The 16,662-nt window shown below is 69.0% G+C and carries 10 protein-coding genes; 7 read left to right on the top strand and 3 right to left on the bottom strand.

All coding sequences use genetic code 11. The features are described 5' to 3' along the window. The first annotated feature begins 71 nt into the window (after nt 1-71). From ACLARN_RS26595 to lgt, 3 genes are read left to right on the top strand one after another with little or no spacing between them, the layout of a single operon-like run. On the top strand, nt 72-1,214 hold the full coding sequence (locus ACLARN_RS26595; RefSeq protein ID WP_409494182.1) for an amidohydrolase family protein: 1,143 nt from the start codon (nt 72-74) through the stop codon (nt 1,212-1,214). Further along, complete coding sequence (locus ACLARN_RS26590; protein ID WP_409494181.1) at nt 1,211-2,377, top strand: M20 family metallopeptidase; 1,167 nt, start codon at nt 1,211-1,213, stop codon at nt 2,375-2,377. The genes ACLARN_RS26595 and ACLARN_RS26590 overlap by 4 nt, the downstream gene beginning before the upstream one ends. Before the next feature lie 29 nt (nt 2,378-2,406). Continuing rightward, nucleotides 2,407-3,453 (top strand): prolipoprotein diacylglyceryl transferase, encoded by a 1,047-nt coding sequence (gene lgt, locus ACLARN_RS26585; RefSeq protein ID WP_409494180.1) that lies wholly within the window; start codon nt 2,407-2,409, stop codon nt 3,451-3,453. Nucleotides 3,454-4,010: 557 nt separating this feature from the next. On the opposite strand, the gene ACLARN_RS26580 is transcribed toward lgt, so the two are convergent. Then, nucleotides 4,011-5,075, bottom strand: coding sequence for a diacylglycerol kinase (locus ACLARN_RS26580; protein ID WP_409494179.1), 1,065 nt, complete (start codon nt 5,073-5,075; stop codon nt 4,011-4,013). Between the two features lie 12 nt (nt 5,076-5,087). Beyond that, nucleotides 5,088-5,873 carry an SDR family oxidoreductase gene (locus tag ACLARN_RS26575; protein WP_409494178.1) on the bottom strand — a complete coding sequence of 262 codons (786 nt, stop codon included), beginning with the start codon at nt 5,871-5,873 and terminating at the stop codon, nt 5,088-5,090. Between the two features lie 324 nt (nt 5,874-6,197). Between ACLARN_RS26575 and gltB the strand changes: the two genes are divergently transcribed. From gltB to ACLARN_RS26555, 4 genes are all read left to right on the top strand, one after another. Further along, nucleotides 6,198-10,766, top strand: coding sequence for a glutamate synthase large subunit (gltB, locus tag ACLARN_RS26570; RefSeq protein ID WP_409494177.1), 4,569 nt, complete (start codon nt 6,198-6,200; stop codon nt 10,764-10,766). Further along, nucleotides 10,759-12,267, top strand: coding sequence for a glutamate synthase subunit beta (locus tag ACLARN_RS26565; protein WP_409494176.1), 1,509 nt, complete (start codon nt 10,759-10,761; stop codon nt 12,265-12,267). The genes gltB and ACLARN_RS26565 overlap by 8 nt, the downstream gene beginning before the upstream one ends. 517 nt (nt 12,268-12,784) lie before the next feature. Next, nucleotides 12,785-13,717, top strand: a complete 933-nt coding sequence (locus ACLARN_RS26560) for a trypsin-like serine peptidase (protein WP_409494175.1) — start codon at nt 12,785-12,787, stop codon at nt 13,715-13,717. Between the two features lie 81 nt (nt 13,718-13,798). Next, on the top strand, nt 13,799-15,190 hold the full coding sequence (locus ACLARN_RS26555; RefSeq protein ID WP_409494174.1) for a class II 3-deoxy-7-phosphoheptulonate synthase: 1,392 nt from the start codon (nt 13,799-13,801) through the stop codon (nt 15,188-15,190). A gap of 72 nt (nt 15,191-15,262) precedes the next feature. On the opposite strand, the gene ACLARN_RS26550 is transcribed toward ACLARN_RS26555, so the two are convergent. Further along, entirely contained in the window at nt 15,263-16,579 is a 1,317-nt protein-coding gene (locus tag ACLARN_RS26550) for a wax ester/triacylglycerol synthase family O-acyltransferase (RefSeq protein WP_409494173.1), read from the bottom strand. Nucleotides 16,580-16,662: the final 83 nt, after the last annotated feature.

The raw sequence follows: 16,662 nt of genomic DNA, 5'->3' as shown, positions 1-16,662 counted from the left end.
CGAGGCCCTTGCCACGCCTGGATCCGGTCCTAAGGTGGGGCGCACTCGTCGATCACGAGAAGGGACGCGTCATGCCGGGAACCCCGATCCTGCCGTTCGTCGCCGAGACGCGGCTGGTGGACCACCACTGCCACGGCGTCGTCACCGGCGATCTCAGCCGGATCGAATTCGAGCAGATGCTGACCGAGGCCGACACCGTCTCGTCGCTGGGCACGACGTTGTTCGACTCGCTGATCGGCCTCGCGGTCCGGGCCCGCTGCGCCCCGATGCTCGGCCTGCTACCGCACGTCCCGGCCGAGGTCTACCTGGCCCGCCGCGCCGAACTGGGAGCCGCCGAGGTCAACGCGCGGTTCCTGCGCGCCACCGGTACGACCGAGTTCCTGCTCGACGGCGGCTTCCTGCCGGACTCGCTGACCACGACCGGGCAGTTCGCGGCCCTGTCCGGCGCCCACGCGCGGGACATCGTCCGGCTCGAACAGGTCGCCGAAACGGTGATCGTCTCCACCACCGCGGCGGGATTCGGCGCCGCCTTCACCGATGAGCTGGCGAAACGCGCGACGACGGCGGTCGGCTTCAAGTCCATCGCCGCCTACCGGGTCGGACTGGACCTGGCGGGGGAGCGCCCCACGGACACCGAAGTCGCCGAAGCGGCCGGTCGCTGGCTCGCCGGGATCGAGGCGGGCGAACCGGTCCGGCTCGCCGACGAGGTGCTGCACCGGTTCCTGATCTGGACCGGGATCGACCTGGCCCTGCCGATCCAGTTCCACGTCGGCTTCGGCGATTCCGACGTCGACCTGCACCGCTGCGATCCACTGCTGCTCACCGGGCTGCTGCGGGCGACGCGGTCACGCGGGGTGCCGATCATGCTGCTGCACAACTATCCCTTCCACCGGAACGCCGCGTATCTGGCGCAGGTCTTCGAGCACGTGTTCATCGACGTGGGACTCGCGACGCACAACGCCGGTCACCGTGCGCCCGCGATCATCGCGGAGACAATGGAGATCGTGCCGTTCGGGAAACTGCTGTTCTCCACCGACGCGTTCGGGCTCGCCGAGCTGTACCACCTCGGCACCGGGTTGTTCCGGCAAGGACTGTCGGACTTCCTGTACGCCGGGCTGTCCGCCGACGTACTGTCCGAAGTGGACGCACGCCGGATCACGGCGCTGGTGGGGCACCGCAACGCCGAACGGGTGTACGGGCTGGAGGGGACATGACGGAACTGGACGAACTACAGGACCGGTGGGAAGCGGCCGTCGAGGCGGAACTGCCGTCCGCGATCGAGCTGCGGCACCGGGTGCACGCCGACCCCCGCGCTTCGGGGGACGAAGAGGACACCGCGCAGGTCCTCGTCGAGGCACTGGGCGCCGACGGCGTCCGGGTCGCCAAGACCGGCCGTGCCGTGCTGTTCCCCGGCACCGGGCCTGGACCGGCCGTGGCGCTGCGCACCGAACTGGACGCGCTGCCGGTCACCGAACGGACCGGCGTCCCGTGGGCTTCGGAGACGTCGTTGATGCACGCGTGCGGGCACGACGTGCACATGGCCGCGCTCGTCGCGACCTGCCGCGCGGCGGCCGTCGTCGGGGTACCGCGGCCGCTCCTCGCGCTCCTGCAGCCGCGTGAAGAGACATCGCCGTCCGGCGCGCTGGACATCGTCGAGTCCGGGGTGCTCGCCGAGTACGGCGTCGAGACGGTCATCGGCGCGCACGTCCAGCCGCGGCTCGCGGCTGGGGTGGTCTCGGCGGTGCCGGGGCCGGTCAACGCGTCCACCGACGAGTTCGACGTGGTCGTCCGCGGCCAGGGCGGGCACGCCGGCTACCCGCATCTGCTGCGGGACCCGATCCTCGCGCTCAGCCAGATCGTGGTGAGCCTGCAGCAGCTCGCGAGCCGCCGCGTCGATCCGGTGTTCGGCGCGGTCTGCTCGGTCGGCCGGATCGAGGCGGGGACGACGGCGAACGTGGTGCCGAACGAGGCCCGCCTGTCCGGCTCGCTGCGGCTGATGCGCGCGGAGGACCGTGACCTCGCACTGGAGGGGCTCGCCGAGGTCGTCCACGGCACCGCGAAGGCGCACGGCTGCCGGGCGGAACTGGAGATCAGCCCATGCGAACCGGTGCTGCACAACGACGCCGGGCTCACCCAGCACGCGCACCGGCGGCTCATCCGCGCCGGGGCGGGCGTCGACCTCGACTTCCGGTCGTTCGGGGCCGACGATTTCGCGCACTACTGCGGGGCGACGCGCGGCCTGATGATGTTCGTCGGCCTCGGTGACACCGCCGGCGCGCCCAGCCTGCACGACGAGCTGTTCCTGCCGCCGGACGCAGCAGTCGGATACGTCGCGCGCGCCCTGATCGCCGGTTATCTGGCCGCCGTCGAGGGCTGACGGTCCCAAGACGGGGAAGAAGCGCTACGGTGGCCGACGTGAATACCGCCTCGGCAGCGTTCCTCGCGACCATCCCCAGCCCCGACCAGGGCGTCTGGCATATCGGACCGGTCCCGATCCGTGCCTACGCGCTCTGCATCATCGCCGGCATCATCGTGGCGATCTGGCTGGGCGAACGGCGCTGGATCGCCCGTGGCGGCACGAAGGGCACCGTCATCGACGTCGCCGTCTTCGCGGTGCCGTTCGGCCTGGTCGGCGGGCGGCTGTATCACGTCATCACCGACAACCAGCTGTACTTCGGCGAGGGCAAGAACCCGATCAACGCGCTGAAGATCTGGGACGGCGGCCTCGGCATCTGGGGCGCGATCGCGCTGGGCGCGGTCGGCGCGCTCATCGCCTGCCGCCGTCGGGGGATCCCGCTGCCCGCGATGGCGGACGCGCTCGCGCCGGGGATCGTGATCGCGCAGGCCCTGGGGCGGGTCGGCAACTACTTCAACCAGGAGCTCTACGGCGCGCACACGGATCTGCCGTGGGGCCTGGAGATCTACCAGCGCTACAACCCAACCAACCCGGACGACTTCCTGAACGGCATCGCGATCGGGCACGTCCCGCTGCCGGACAGCCCGGTGCACCCGACGTTCCTCTACGAGCTGATCTGGAACCTCGGCGTCGCACTGCTGGTCATCTGGGCGGACAAGAAGTTCCGCCTCGGCCACGGCCGCGCGTTCGCGCTCTACGTCGCCGGGTACACCGCGGGCCGGTTCTGGATCGAGATGATGCGGACCGACACCGCGAACCACATCCTCGGCCTGCGGGTCAACGTGTGGACCTCGATCCTGCTGTTCGTCGCGGCGATCGTCTACTTCGTCCTTGCCGCCAAGCGGGGGCCACGAGAGTTGCCGGAAACGCTGTGGAGCAAGGACGTGCCACGCGAGGACTCCTCGGATGCTGCCTCGTCCGCTGAGGACGCGCCCAAGAGCGAGGAACACGCGGAGGTCGCGGCGGCTCCGGACACGGTCCGGGACTCTGCCGTCGACAGGGCGACCGAGGACCCGAAGCCCGACCCCGAAAAGTAGCGTTCCGGCGGCCTCCCAAGTGCAATGAAGGGGCCTTTCATAGCAAAATTTGCTATGAAAGGCCCCTTCATTGCACGGGCGTGAAGCGGACCACCGGACCGCCACAGGTACCGCAGGAGCCTCACCTGTCACAGCGGCCGCGCGTGAAGGCCCCCTTCCCTCGGCTCAGCGAAGGAAACGCACCCTTCACTCCTTGCCGGATCGGGCCCCATGCCGTGAAGGACTCCCTTCCCTGCTCTCAAGGTCAGGGTCCCGGCAAAGTCGCAGGGCTGCTGGTCAGCGCTGCTCTTGGTAATCCGGGCTTGGCATCGCTGGTGCCCGCAAGGGTCGAGCGGGGAGGATTCCGGACGTTGAACGTCCGGATTCTTCCCCGCTCAGGGGCTCCGCAACCGGTGTGACCTGTGACGGTGAAGGAATGGGGACATTCAACGTCCCCATTCCTTCATCGTCAGCCTCACGCAGGCGGCGAATAGCCGCCTGACCTGCAAGATCTCGACTTTGCCGGGACCCTACCCTCAAAGTGGGGAAGGAGGCCTTCACGGACCACCGAGCCACCGTCAGGGAGCGACCAGGCCCCGCCCCGTCACCAAAGGCAGGTCCAGCGCCGTCAGCAGCCCAGGCGGAGCCGCCACCACCGCCGCGATCGCGTTCACCAGCCGCATCGCGGTCGCCTTCAGCCCGGCCGTGTTGTGGTCGCCGTCGGATCCGAGCAGCCGCAGGTCCAGCACGTATTCCGGCTCGCCGGTCACCTGCACCCGGTAGCAGCCCTGCCCGGACGGCTGCGGCCAGTCCGGGCCGAGGTCGGACCGCAGGCGCGTGATGTGCTCCAGCACGCACACCGGCCGCCCGCCGCGCATACCGCGCACCTCGAACCGCAGTGCCGCCGCCGTGCCCTCCTTGATCGTCCCCGAAGCGATCTCGAACGTCTCAGGCGCCGGAAGTCGTTCGTAGACCTCCTCGACGGCATCGAGTTCGACATCCAGCCCCGCCGCGAGCTGCCGCACGACGCTGCCCCAGGCCAGCGAAAGCACACCGGGTTGCAGCAGCAGAGGCAGATCGTCCATCTCCCGCCCGAAGCCCATGATGTTGAAGAGCACCTTGCCGTTGTTATACGTCGAGTAATCGAGGATCTCCAGGCAGCGCACCTCGTCGATCCGTTCACACACGCTGGTGAGCACCAGCGGCAGCCAGTCGTTGGCGAAACCGGGGTCGACGCCGTTGACCCACAGCGACGCGCCGCCTTCACGGGCGGCCTCGCGGATCGGCTCGATCATGTCCGGTGGGACGACGCCTTCGGGGTACTGGAGGAACACCGGGCTGCTGGACACCACGTTGATCCCCGCGCGCAGGAAGCGTTTCAGGTCCTCGACAGCCTCCAGCAGCCGGTCGTCGGCCATCGCCGTGTAGACGACGCAGTCCGGCTTGAGCGCGATCAACGCGTCGGCGTCGGTGGTGGCCGCGACGCCCAGCGACCGACCGAGTCCCGCCAGCTCCCCGGCGTCGAGCCCGGCCTTGGCCTCGTTCGAGACCCAGACCCCGGCGAGTTCGAGCTCCGGCCGGGCGTCGATCCCGGCGAGGGTGTGCCTGCCGACGTTCCCGGTACTCCACTGGACCACGCGCACGGCGTTCGCCTCCTAAAGATCGGGCAGGCCCAGTTCCAGGTTCGGGGCCTGCAATCCACCGTCGACTTCGATGATCTTGCCGGTGACGTACCGGCCCGCGCGCGACGCCAGGAACACGACCGTGGCCGCGATGTCCTCGGCCTCGCCGATGCGGCGCAGGGGAGTGGCGGCCTCCATCCGGCCGCGTAGTTCGTCGTTGCCCACCACCACTTCGAGCGCGGACGTCGCCACCGAGCCGACGGAGATCGCGTTCACCCGGACCTTCGGCGCGAGGTCGGCCGCCGCGAGCCGGGTGTAGTGCGCGAGCGCGGCCTTCGCCGTCCCGTACGCGGCGAAGCCCCGTCCGGTCACGCGGCCCATGACCGACGAGATGTTGACGACCGAGCCGCCGGTCTCCAGTAAGGACGGTGCCGCCGCGACGGTCAGCGCGTGGGCGGTGGAAACGTTGAAGCGAAAGGCTTCTTCGAGGAACTCGGCGCTGGTTTCCAGCAGTGGCCGGGGATAGGTCCCGCCGACGTTGTTGACCACCAGGTCCAGCCGCCCGAACTCCGCCGTCGCGATGCGCGCCAGCTCGCCCGCGGCGGCCGGGTCGCTCAGATCGGCGGGCACCACGTGGGCGCGTCTGCCGGTGGCGGCGACCAGGGCCGCCACGTCGTCGAGCTGGGTTTCGGTACGGGACGAGATCACCACGTCGGCGCCCGCTTCGGCGAGGGCCACGGCCGTCGCCGCGCCGATCCCGCGTCCCGCGCCGGTGACCACGGCGACCTGGTCGGTGAGCCGGAAACGGTCCAGGATCATGCGCGGAACAGTAACACGTTCTAGTTGTCTGCCCCAGCGTGCGAAGTGCGCCCGGAGTGACTAGGGTCGCCTCACCGCGTCTCGTGACATCCCGGAACAGGACATATACTTAGCGGAACGAACTACCGTGACCCCATCAGGAACTATGTCGTTCCGGGCATCCAGATCGTTACCCATCAGCGGGCTTTCTCGTCCGATGAACTGATGCCCACATGTTTCCTAGGTGTTAAAGTCGCGCTAACGAACGGGCCATCGTCGTCCCGTGCGCATTCCCCCGGCCGGCCCGTCCGGCCGCTGAGCACAGACGACGAAGGAGGTCCCTTCATGATCTTCTCCGCCATTCCCGGCAAACAGGGTCTTTACGATCCCGAATCCGAACAGGACTCCTGCGGTGTGGCCATGGTGGCCGACGTCCGCGGGCGCCGCTCGCACGGCATCGTCACCGACGGTCTGGCCGCGCTGACGAACCTCGACCACCGTGGTGCCGCCGGCGCGGAGCCGACCAGCGGTGACGGTGCGGGCATCCTGTTGCAGCTGCCCGACGGGCTGCTGCGGGCCGAAGTGGAGTTCGCCCTGCCCGAGGCGGACGCGGACGGTCATCAGACCTACGCGACCGGGATCGGTTTCCTGCCCTCGGACACCGAGGAGCGCGGCAAGGCCGTCGCCCTGATCGAGCGGATCGCCACCGAAGAGGGCCTCGACGTCCTCGGCTGGCGCGAGGTCCCGGTCGACGCCGACCGCGCCGACATCGGCCCGACGGCGCGGTCGGTGGCGCCGCATTTCGCGATGCTGTTCGTCGCGGGCGCCGAGACCAACGGGCGGCGCCCCGGCGGGCTCGAACTGGATCGCCTGGCCTTCTGCCTGCGCAAGCGCGTCGAGAACGAGAGCGTGACCAGTGGGTGCGGGACGTACTTTCCAAGTCTGTCCTCGCGGACGATCGTCTACAAGGGAATGCTGACCCCCGAGCAGCTCCCGCTCTTCTTCACCGACCTGACCGACACCCGGCTCACCAGCGCCATCGCGCTCGTGCACTCCCGGTTCTCCACCAACACCTTCCCGTCGTGGCCGCTGGCGCATCCGTTCCGGTTCGTCGCGCACAACGGCGAAATCAACACCATCCGGGGCAACCGCAACCGCATGCGCGCCCGTGAGGCGCTGCTCGAATCGGACCTGATCCCCGGCGACCTCACCCGCCTGTACCCGATCTGCTCGGCCGACGCGTCGGACTCCGCCTCCTTCGACGAGGTGCTGGAGCTGCTGCACCTCGGCGGGCGGTCGCTGCCGCACGCGGTGCTGATGATGATCCCCGAGGCGTGGGAGAACCACACCGGGATGAACGCCCAGCGTCGTGCGTTCTACCAGTTCCACGCCAGCCTGATGGAACCGTGGGACGGCCCGGCCTGTGTCACCTTCACCGACGGCACGCTCGTCGGCGCGGTGCTGGACCGCAACGGCCTGCGCCCCGCCCGATGGTGGCGCACCGCCGACGACCGTGTCGTGCTGGCCAGTGAGGCCGGGGTCCTCGACGTCGCCCCCGCGGACGTCGTGGCCAAGGGACGCCTCAAGCCCGGCCGCATGTTCCTTGTGGACACCGAAGCTGGCCGGATCGTCGACGACGAAGAGGTCAAATCGGAGCTGGCCAAGGAACTCCCGTACGAGGGCTGGTTGCACGCCGGTCTCCTGCAGATCGCCGACCTGCCCGACCGCGACCACATCGTGCAGAGCCACGATTCGGTCCTGCGGCGCCAGCTTTCCTTCGGCTACACCGAAGAAGAGCTGAAGATCCTCCTCGCGCCGATGGTGGCCAAGGCGGCGGAGCCGATCGGTTCGATGGGTTCCGACAGTCCGCCCGCGGTGCTCTCGCAGCGTTCGCGGCTGCTCTACGACTACTTCAAGCAGAACTTCGCGCAGGTCACGAATCCGCCGCTGGACGCGATCCGCGAAGAGCTCGTCACCTCGATGAGCCGGATCATGGGCCCCGAGCGGAACCTGCTCGCCCCCGGCCCGGCCTCCTGCCGCCATGTGCAGCTGCCGTATCCGGTGATCGACAACGACGAACTCGCCAAGCTGATCCACATCAACGACGACGGCGACCTCCCCGGCTTCGCGTGCAGTGTCCTTTCCGGACTGTACGAAGTGGACGGTGGCGCCGACGCGCTGGCGTCCGCGATCGAACGGGTCCGGCGCGAGGCCTCCGAGGCGATCGCGGCGGGCGCGCGCACACTGGTGCTGTCCGACCGCGACTCCGACCACCGCATGGCGCCGATCCCGTCGCTGCTGCTGGTGTCCTCGGTACACCACCATCTGGTGCGCACCAAGGAAAGGCTTCGTGTCGCGCTGGTCGTCGAGACCGGTGACGCCCGCGAGGTCCACCATATCGCGCTGCTGCTGGGCTACGGCGCCGCCGCGGTGAACCCGTACCTGGCCTTCGAGACCATCGAGGACATGATCTCGACCGGTGCGATCACCGGCATCGAGCCCGCCAAGGCGATCCGCAACTACGTCAAGGCGCTCGTCAAGGGCGTCCTGAAGATCATGTCGAAGATGGGCATCTCGACCGTCGGCGCGTACACCGCCGCGCAGGTCTTCGAATCCTTCGGCCTGGCTCAGGATCTGCTCGACGAGTACTTCACCGGGACGTCGTCGAAGCTCGGCGGCGTCGGCCTGAGCGTGCTCGCCGAAGAGGTCGCCACGCGCCATCGCCGCGCGTACCCGGACAACCCGACCGACCGGGTCCACCGTGGACTCGAGACCGGCGGCGAGTACGCGTACCGCCGCGAGGGCGAACTGCACCTGTTCACCCCGGAGACCGTCTTCCTGTTGCAGCACGCGACGAAGACCGGCCGCGAAGAGGTGTACAAGCAGTACTCCGACGAGGTGCACCGCCTCTACCGTCAGGGCGGCGCGCTGCGCGGGCTGTTCGCCTTCCGCGAGGGCACCCGCGAGCCCGTCCCGCTGGACGAGGTCGAGCCCGTCGAGGCGATCTTCAAGCGCTTCAACACCGGCGCTATGTCCTATGGCTCGATTTCGGCCGAGGCACACGAAACCCTCGCCATCGCGATGAACCGCATCGGCGGCCGGTCCAACACCGGTGAGGGCGGCGAAGACCCCGAGCGCCTGTACGACCCGGAGCGGCGCAGCGCGATCAAGCAGGTCGCGAGCGGCCGATTCGGTGTCACGAGCGAATACCTGGTCAACGCCGACGACATTCAGATCAAGATGGCGCAGGGCGCGAAACCGGGCGAGGGCGGGCAGCTGCCGCCGAACAAGGTGTACCCGTGGATCGCGCGCACGCGGCACTCCACTCCGGGCGTCGGGCTCATTTCGCCGCCGCCGCACCACGATATCTACTCGATCGAGGATCTCGCCCAGCTGATCCACGACCTCAAGAACGCCAACGAGAACGCCCGCATCCACGTGAAGCTGGTGTCCTCGCTCGGCGTCGGCACGGTCGCGGCGGGCGTGTCCAAGGCGCACGCCGACGTCGTGCTGATCTCCGGCCACGACGGCGGCACCGGCGCCTCTCCGATGAACTCGCTCAAGCACGCGGGGACGCCGTGGGAGATCGGACTCGCCGAGACCCAGCAGACGTTGCTGCTCAACGGTTTGCGTGACCGGATCACCGTGCAGGTCGACGGCGCGATGAAGACCGGCAAGGACGTCGTCATCGCCGCGCTGCTCGGCGCGGAGGAGTACGGCTTCGCGACGGCGCCGCTGATCGTCGAAGGCTGCGTCATGATGCGCGTCTGTCACCTCGACACCTGCCCGGTCGGCGTCGCGACCCAGAGCCCGGATCTGCGCAAACGGTACACCGGCCAAGCCGACCACGTCGTCAACTACTTCCGGTTCGTCGCCGAAGAAGTCCGGGAAACGTTGGCGGCACTCGGTTTCCGTACCCTCGACGAGGCGATCGGCCACGCCGAGATCCTGGACACCGACAAGGCGATCGAGCACTGGAAGGCCTCCGGGCTCGACCTCTCGCCGATCTTCGAGATGCCCACCGAGACCCCGTACGGCGGGGCGAAGCGGCGCACGCGGACCCAGGACCACGGTCTGGAACACGCGCTCGACCGGACGCTGATCCAGCTCGCCGAGGCGGCGCTGGAGGACGCTCATCCGGTCCGGCTGGAACTGCCGGTGCGGAACGTGAACCGGACCGTCGGCACACTGCTCGGCTCCGAGATCACCCGCCGCTACGGTGGCGAGGGCCTGCCAGAGGACACGATCCACGTGCTGCTCACCGGTTCCGCCGGGCAGTCGCTCGGCGCGTTCCTGCCGCGCGGCATCACCCTCGACATGGTCGGCGACGCGAACGACTACGTCGGCAAGGGCCTGTCCGGCGGGCGGATCATCGTGCGCCCGCATCCGGACGCGAAGTTCGCCGCCGAAGGCCAGACCATCGCCGGGAACACGCTCGCCTATGGAGCCACCGGCGGGGAGATGTTCCTGCGCGGCCAGGTCGGCGAACGGTTCTGCGTGCGCAACTCCGGCGCGGTGGTCGTCGCCGAGGGCGTCGGTGACCACGCCTTCGAGTACATGACCGGCGGGCAGGCCGTGGTGCTCGGCCCGACCGGGCGCAACCTCGCGGCGGGTATGTCCGGCGGCGAGGCCTACGTGCTCGACCTCGACCGGAGCCGGGTCAACGAGGAGATGGTGAACCTCCTGACCCCCCGGTCCGAGGATCTCGCCTGGCTCAAGAAAACCGTGCAGAAGCACTACGACCTCACACGTTCGGCCGTGGCCGCGTCGCTGCTCGGCGACTGGCCGCGTCGCTCGGCGGCGTTCACCAAGGTGATGCCCCGCGACTACCAGCGTGTCCTTGACGCGGCGAAGGCGGCGCGTGCCGCGGGCCGCGACGTCGACGAAGCGATCATGGAGGCCGCTCGTGGCTGATCCGACGGGTTTCCTGAAGTACGAGCGCGAAGAGCCGAAGAAGAAGTCCAAAGAGGAGCGTCTCGCCAACTGGGGCGAGGTGTACGCCGACGTGGAACCCGGTGAGCGCAACGAAAAGGTGCGCAAGCAAGCCTCGCGGTGCATGGACTGCGGCATCCCGTTCTGTCACTCCAGTGGTTCCGGCTGCCCGCTGGGCAACCTGATCCCGGAGTGGAACGACCTGGTGCGCCGCGGCGACTGGGCCGCGGCGAGCGACCGGCTCCACGCGACCAACAACTTCCCCGAGTTCACCGGGAAGCTGTGCCCCGCGCCGTGCGAGGCGGGCTGCGTCCTGTCGGTCTCGCCGCTGTCCGGTGGTCCGGTGGCGATCAAACGCGTCGAGCAGACCATCGCCGACCAGTCCTGGGAAGCGGGCTACGTCCAGCCGCAGATCTCGGAGGTCTCGTCGGGCCAGCGGGTCGCGGTCGTCGGCTCCGGCCCGGCCGGTCTCGCCGCCGCGCAGCAGCTGACCCGCGCCGGCCACGAAGTGACCGTTTACGAACGGGACGACCGGCTCGGCGGCCTGCTGCGGTACGGCATCCCCGAGTTCAAGATGGAGAAGAAGGGCCTCGACCGGCGGCTCGCGCAACTCCGCAAGGAGGGCACGAAGTTCGTCACCGGCTGCGAGGTCGGCGTCGACCTGACCGTCGAGGAACTCCGGGCGGACTACGACGCGGTGGTGCTCGCCGTCGGCGCGCTGCGCGGCCGCGACGACACGACGACGCCAGGGCGCGAGCTGTCCGGGATCCATCTGGCGATGGAACATCTGGTCCCGGCCAACAAGTACGTCGAGGGCGACGGACCGTCGCCGGTCGACGCGGCGGGCAAGCACGTCGTGATCATCGGCGGCGGTGACACCGGCGCCGACTCGTACGGCACCGCGACCCGGCAGGGCGCGCTTTCGGTCACGCAGCTGGACCAGTACCCGACGCCACCGTCCACAAGGGACGATGAGCGGTCGCCGTGGCCGACCTGGCCGTACATCCTGCGCACCTACCCGGCGCACGAGGAGGCGGGCGAGCGCAAGTTCGCCGTCGCGGTCACCCGGTTCCTCGGTGACGACGACGGCAACGTGCGCGCCGTCGAACTCCGGCAGGTCCGCGTGGTCAAGGACCCCGAGACCGGCAAGCGCATGGTGACCCCGGTCAACGACGAGGTCGAGGAACTGCCCGCCGACCTCGTGCTGCTCGCGATCGGGTTCGAGGGTGTCGAGCACATGCCGCTGCTGGACGGACTCGGCCTGTCGCTGACCAAACGCGGCACGCTTTCGTGCGGCGCGGACTGGCAGACCTCCTCGCCCGGCGTGTTCGTCTGCGGCGACGCGCACCGCGGTGCCTCGCTGGTGGTGTGGGCGATCGCCGAGGGACGCTCGGTGGCCAGCGCCGTCGACGCCTATCTCACCGGTGCTTCGGACCTGCCCGCGCCGGTGCACCCGACGGCGTTGCCGCTCGCCGTCGTCTGATCCCGGCAGGGGCGTCGGCGACGTGTCGCGAAAGCCACTTTCGAGACATCTAGTGTCCCGAAAGTGGCTTTCGCGACATCCGGCGGAGATGACGAACGGCAAGGGGGAGGCTCCCGCCCAAGGTGGAGGACCGGGATCAGTCCCGGGAACGACGAGGTAGGGCCGCCGCTCCGTCAAGCTCTGCCGCATGAGGAAAACAGGGAAGAAGTCGGTGAGCCGGTCGGTGATGCGTTGAAGCGCAACCTGATCCGCGAACTGCTGAAATCCGCGACCTTGACACCGGTCGACCTCGGGTTGTTGCGGCAGGACCGCCACCGAGTCGGATAGGGCCGTTTCCGAACGCCGAGGGTGAGGATTCACGTTCTCGCCCGCGGTGTTCGCCGCGCTCGGCCGAACGGCCCATACGCGACCACTGATACGGCCGAACGGCCGCTTGTACGCCCAGTAGTGAGACAAATACTTTCAGAATGTCGTGCAAGTCATACGGCAATTCACCGGTGGCGAAAGGTGGTACGCCATGAAGAGGACGGCTTCCCGGACGGGGATCCTGGCGGCGCTCGTGGGATTGGCGGTGACGGCGCTGACGGCGGTCGCGAGTCCCGCGCAAGCGGCTCCGGCCGAGCAACAGGCGTCGGCCGACGCGGGGGTGGTCGCGGCGTACTGGACGCCCGAGCGGATGCGGTCGGCGATCCCGATCGAACAGCTGGTCAAGGCCCCGAAGCTTTCGCCCAAGGACGTCGCGAAAGGGGAGAGCACGATCATCCAGAGCATCCCCAACGGCGGCGGCGCGTGGACCGGGGCAGGCAAGGTCGTGCAGACCGCGGGCCGGGTGTTCTTCACCATGGGCGGGCGGAACGCGTCGTGCTCCGGTGACGCTGTCACCAGCGCGAACGGCAGCGTCGTCATCACCGCCGGGCACTGCGTGAAGTACCAGGGCGCCTGGCACACCAACTGGACCTTCGCGCCCGGCTACAACAACGGCAACACGCCCTACGGCACCTGGGCCGCGAAGAGCACGCTGACCACTCCGCAGTGGGAAGCGAGCGAAGACATGAACTACGACGTCGGCGCGGCCGTGGTCAACCCGCTCAACGGGCAGAAGCTGACCGACGTCGTCGGCGCACAGGGGATCGCGTTCAACCAGGCGCGCAACCAGTCGATGTACACGTTCGGTTACCCGGCGGCGGCGCCGTACGACGGCACGAAGCTGATCTATTGCAGCGGAAGCACGATCACCGACTTCCTGCTGACCAAGGATCACGGGATGAATTGCAACATGACCGGTGGCTCGAGTGGCGGACCGTGGTTCCTCAACTTCAGCGAGGCGACCGGCGCGGGTGTCCAGGCGTCGGTGAACAGTTTCGGCTACACCTTCCTGCCCGGCTACATGTTCGGTCCGTACTTCGGCGCGGACGTCCAGAACCTCTACAACAAGGCGCAGGCCGCCTGAGCACACCGTGCCGCCCGTCCACCTTTTGGGAGCTTCGTCCCGGTGGGCGGGCGGCTTTCGAGGCGGCATATCCTGGTGCCTGTGAACTGGACAGTGGACGTTCCCGTCGACACGCTCCCCGAACTGCCTCCTCTCCCTCCCGAGCTGCGCAATCGGCTCGACGACGCGCTTTCCCGGCCGGCGGCGCAGCAGCCCGAATGGCCGGACCCCGAGCTGACGAAACGCGTACGCGGCGTGCTGGAAAGCGTGCCGCCGATCACCGTCCCCGCCGAGATCGACCGGCTCTCCGACCGGCTCGCCATGGTCGCCCGCGGCGAAGCGTTCCTGCTGCAGGGCGGTGACTGCGCGGAGACGTTCGAGTCGAACACCGAACCGCATATCCGCGCCAACCTGCGCACGCTCTTGCAGATGGCCGTCGTCCTCACCTACGGCGCGAGCCTGCCGGTGGTGAAGGTCGGCCGGATCGCCGGCCAGTACGCGAAGCCGCGTTCGGCCTCCACCGACGCGCTCGGCCTGCCGGTGTACCGCGGCGACATCATCAACTCGCTCGTCGCCAAGCCCGAACTCCGCGTGCCGGACCCCGGCCGGATGATCCGCGCCTACGCCAACGCGGGCGCCGCGATGAACCTCGTCCGCGCGCTCACCGGCGCCGGGATGGCGGACCTGCACCAGGTGCACGACTGGAACAAGGACTTCGTGAAGTCCTCGCCCGCCAGCGAGCGCTACGAGGCGCTGGCCGCGGAGATCGACCGCGGCCTGCGGTTCATGTCGGCCTGCGGGGTCACCGACACCTCGCTGCAATCCACCGAGATCTTCGCCAGCCACGAGGCGCTGCTGCTGGACTACGAGCGCTCGCTGCTGCGGATGGACCGCGCGGACGCGACGAACCCGAAGCTGTACAACCTGTCCTCGCACTTCCTGTGGGTGGGCGAGCGGACCCGGCAGCTCGACGGCGCGCACATCGCCTTCGCCGAACTGCTGGCCAACCCGATCGGCCTCAAGATCGGCCCGACGACCACGCCAGAGCAGGCCGTCGAGTACGTCCGGCGGCTCGACCCGCGCAACGAGCCCGGCAGGCTGACGCTGATCGCCCGGATGGGCAACGGCAAGGTCCGCGAGGTGCTGCCCGCGATCGTCGAGAAGGTCGAGGCGTCCGGGCACAAGGTCATCTGGCAGTGCGACCCGATGCACGGCAACACGCACGAGTCGTCGACGGGTTACAAGACCCGGCACTTCGACCGCATCGTGGACGAGGTCCAGGGCTTCTTCGAGGTGCACCGCAAGCTCGGCACCTACCCCGGCGGCATCCACGTCGAGCTGACCGGCGAGGACGTCACCGAATGCCTCGGCGGCGCGCAGGAGATCTCGGATCTGGACCTCTCGGGCCGGTACGAGACCGCCTGCGACCCGCGTCTGAACACGCAGCAGTCACTGGAGCTGGCGTTCCTGGTCGCGGAGATGCTTCGCGGCTGAGCGGCCCCACGGATGTTATGAACGGACCTTTCATAACAGAATTTGTTATGAAAGGTCCGTTCATAACACGCGCTAAGCGGTGTCCAGGAGACGCGAAGCCGACTTGAGGACGCCGTCCCGCAGCGAACCCACGTCCGAGACCGCCGCCCCGTTCGCCTGTAGTCCGATGTGGACGGAATCCCGGTAGGTCGCCACCGCGATCCCGATCGCCTGCCGCGGGGCCAGCGGCACGAACGGGAACACACTCTCGATCCGCGTCCCGTCGAGGGTGAGCCGGTTCGGCGGCACCGGCACCGTGGTCACCACGAGGTCGAACAACAGCGGCGCGGCCAGTCCGGCCGCCTTGGTGCCCAGCCGGTGCAGCATCGGCGGCATCCGGTCGGCGAGCAGCGGGAACGCGCCCGCGCCCCTGGCCGGGCCCGCGGCCTTGTTCCGGCTCATCTCACGCTGGACGGCCAGCAGCCGCTCTACCGGATCGTCGAGGCCGACCGGCAGATCGCAGAGATACCCGGACAGCTTGTTGCCGCCGAGTTGCTCGGCCGATCGCCCGCGCACGCTGACCGGGATGAGCGCCCGCAGGGTCCGGTCGTCGGCGCGCTGGCCGCGGTTGATCATCCATTCGCGCAGCGCGCCGGCGAGGACCGCCAGCACGACGTCGTTGGCGGTACCGCCGTGGGTCCGGCGGATCCGCCGGATCTCGGCGGTGTCCAGCCGGACGAAGCCGAGACGGCGTTCGGTCGACGGCGGCGCGCTGATCGGGGACAGCGGGGAGCGGGTCGCGCGGACGACCGACGACGCGATCCCGGCGGACTCCCCGGCTTGGGCCAGGGTGGCACCGAGCACGTCCTTGACCGCGTCCACAGGGGACCGTGGCGCGGGCGGTTCGGCCCCGCTGTGCACGCGCCTCGCCTTGCGGGGGAGTGCGTCGAGCAGGGCCGCGGCGACGGCGTACGCGCCGGCACCGTCGGTGAGCGCGTGGTGCAGTTTCAGCAGCAGCGCGAACTCGCCGTCCGGCAGGCCGGTGACGAGATGCAAGTCCCACAAGGGTTTTCCGGTGTCGAGCGGTCGTCCCATCCACCGCGACGCGTAGGCGGAGAGCGGGTCCGGTTCGTACAGGGAACTCAAGTGGTGATGTGAAATATGTTCACTGGCAACGAAATTCGGGTCCTCCGCCCAGCTGGCGGCGCCGGGCGGGAACAGCGCGGCGCGAGGACGCTGGCGAAGCTTCGGGATCCGCGAGGCCCGCTCGGCGAGCAACGCGGTCAGCTTACGCGCGTGCACCTGCCCGTGCGGACGGAAGGTGACCACCGCGCCCATGTGCATGGGCGTCGTTTCGCTTTCCAGGCAAAGGAAAGCGACATCGAGTGCGCTCAGCTGGGGGCCTGACATCAGTGACCTTTCTCGGTACTTCGGCGATGGGCACAACTGCACCAGCCTGACATGACGGGCGGGTGGTCGTCATGTTTCGCGGG

This window comes from Amycolatopsis sp. cmx-11-12 (genome assembly GCF_046269425.1).
Taxonomy (GTDB): domain Bacteria; phylum Actinomycetota; class Actinomycetes; order Mycobacteriales; family Pseudonocardiaceae; genus Amycolatopsis.
This window is presented reverse-complemented; position numbering and strand designations above follow the sequence as displayed.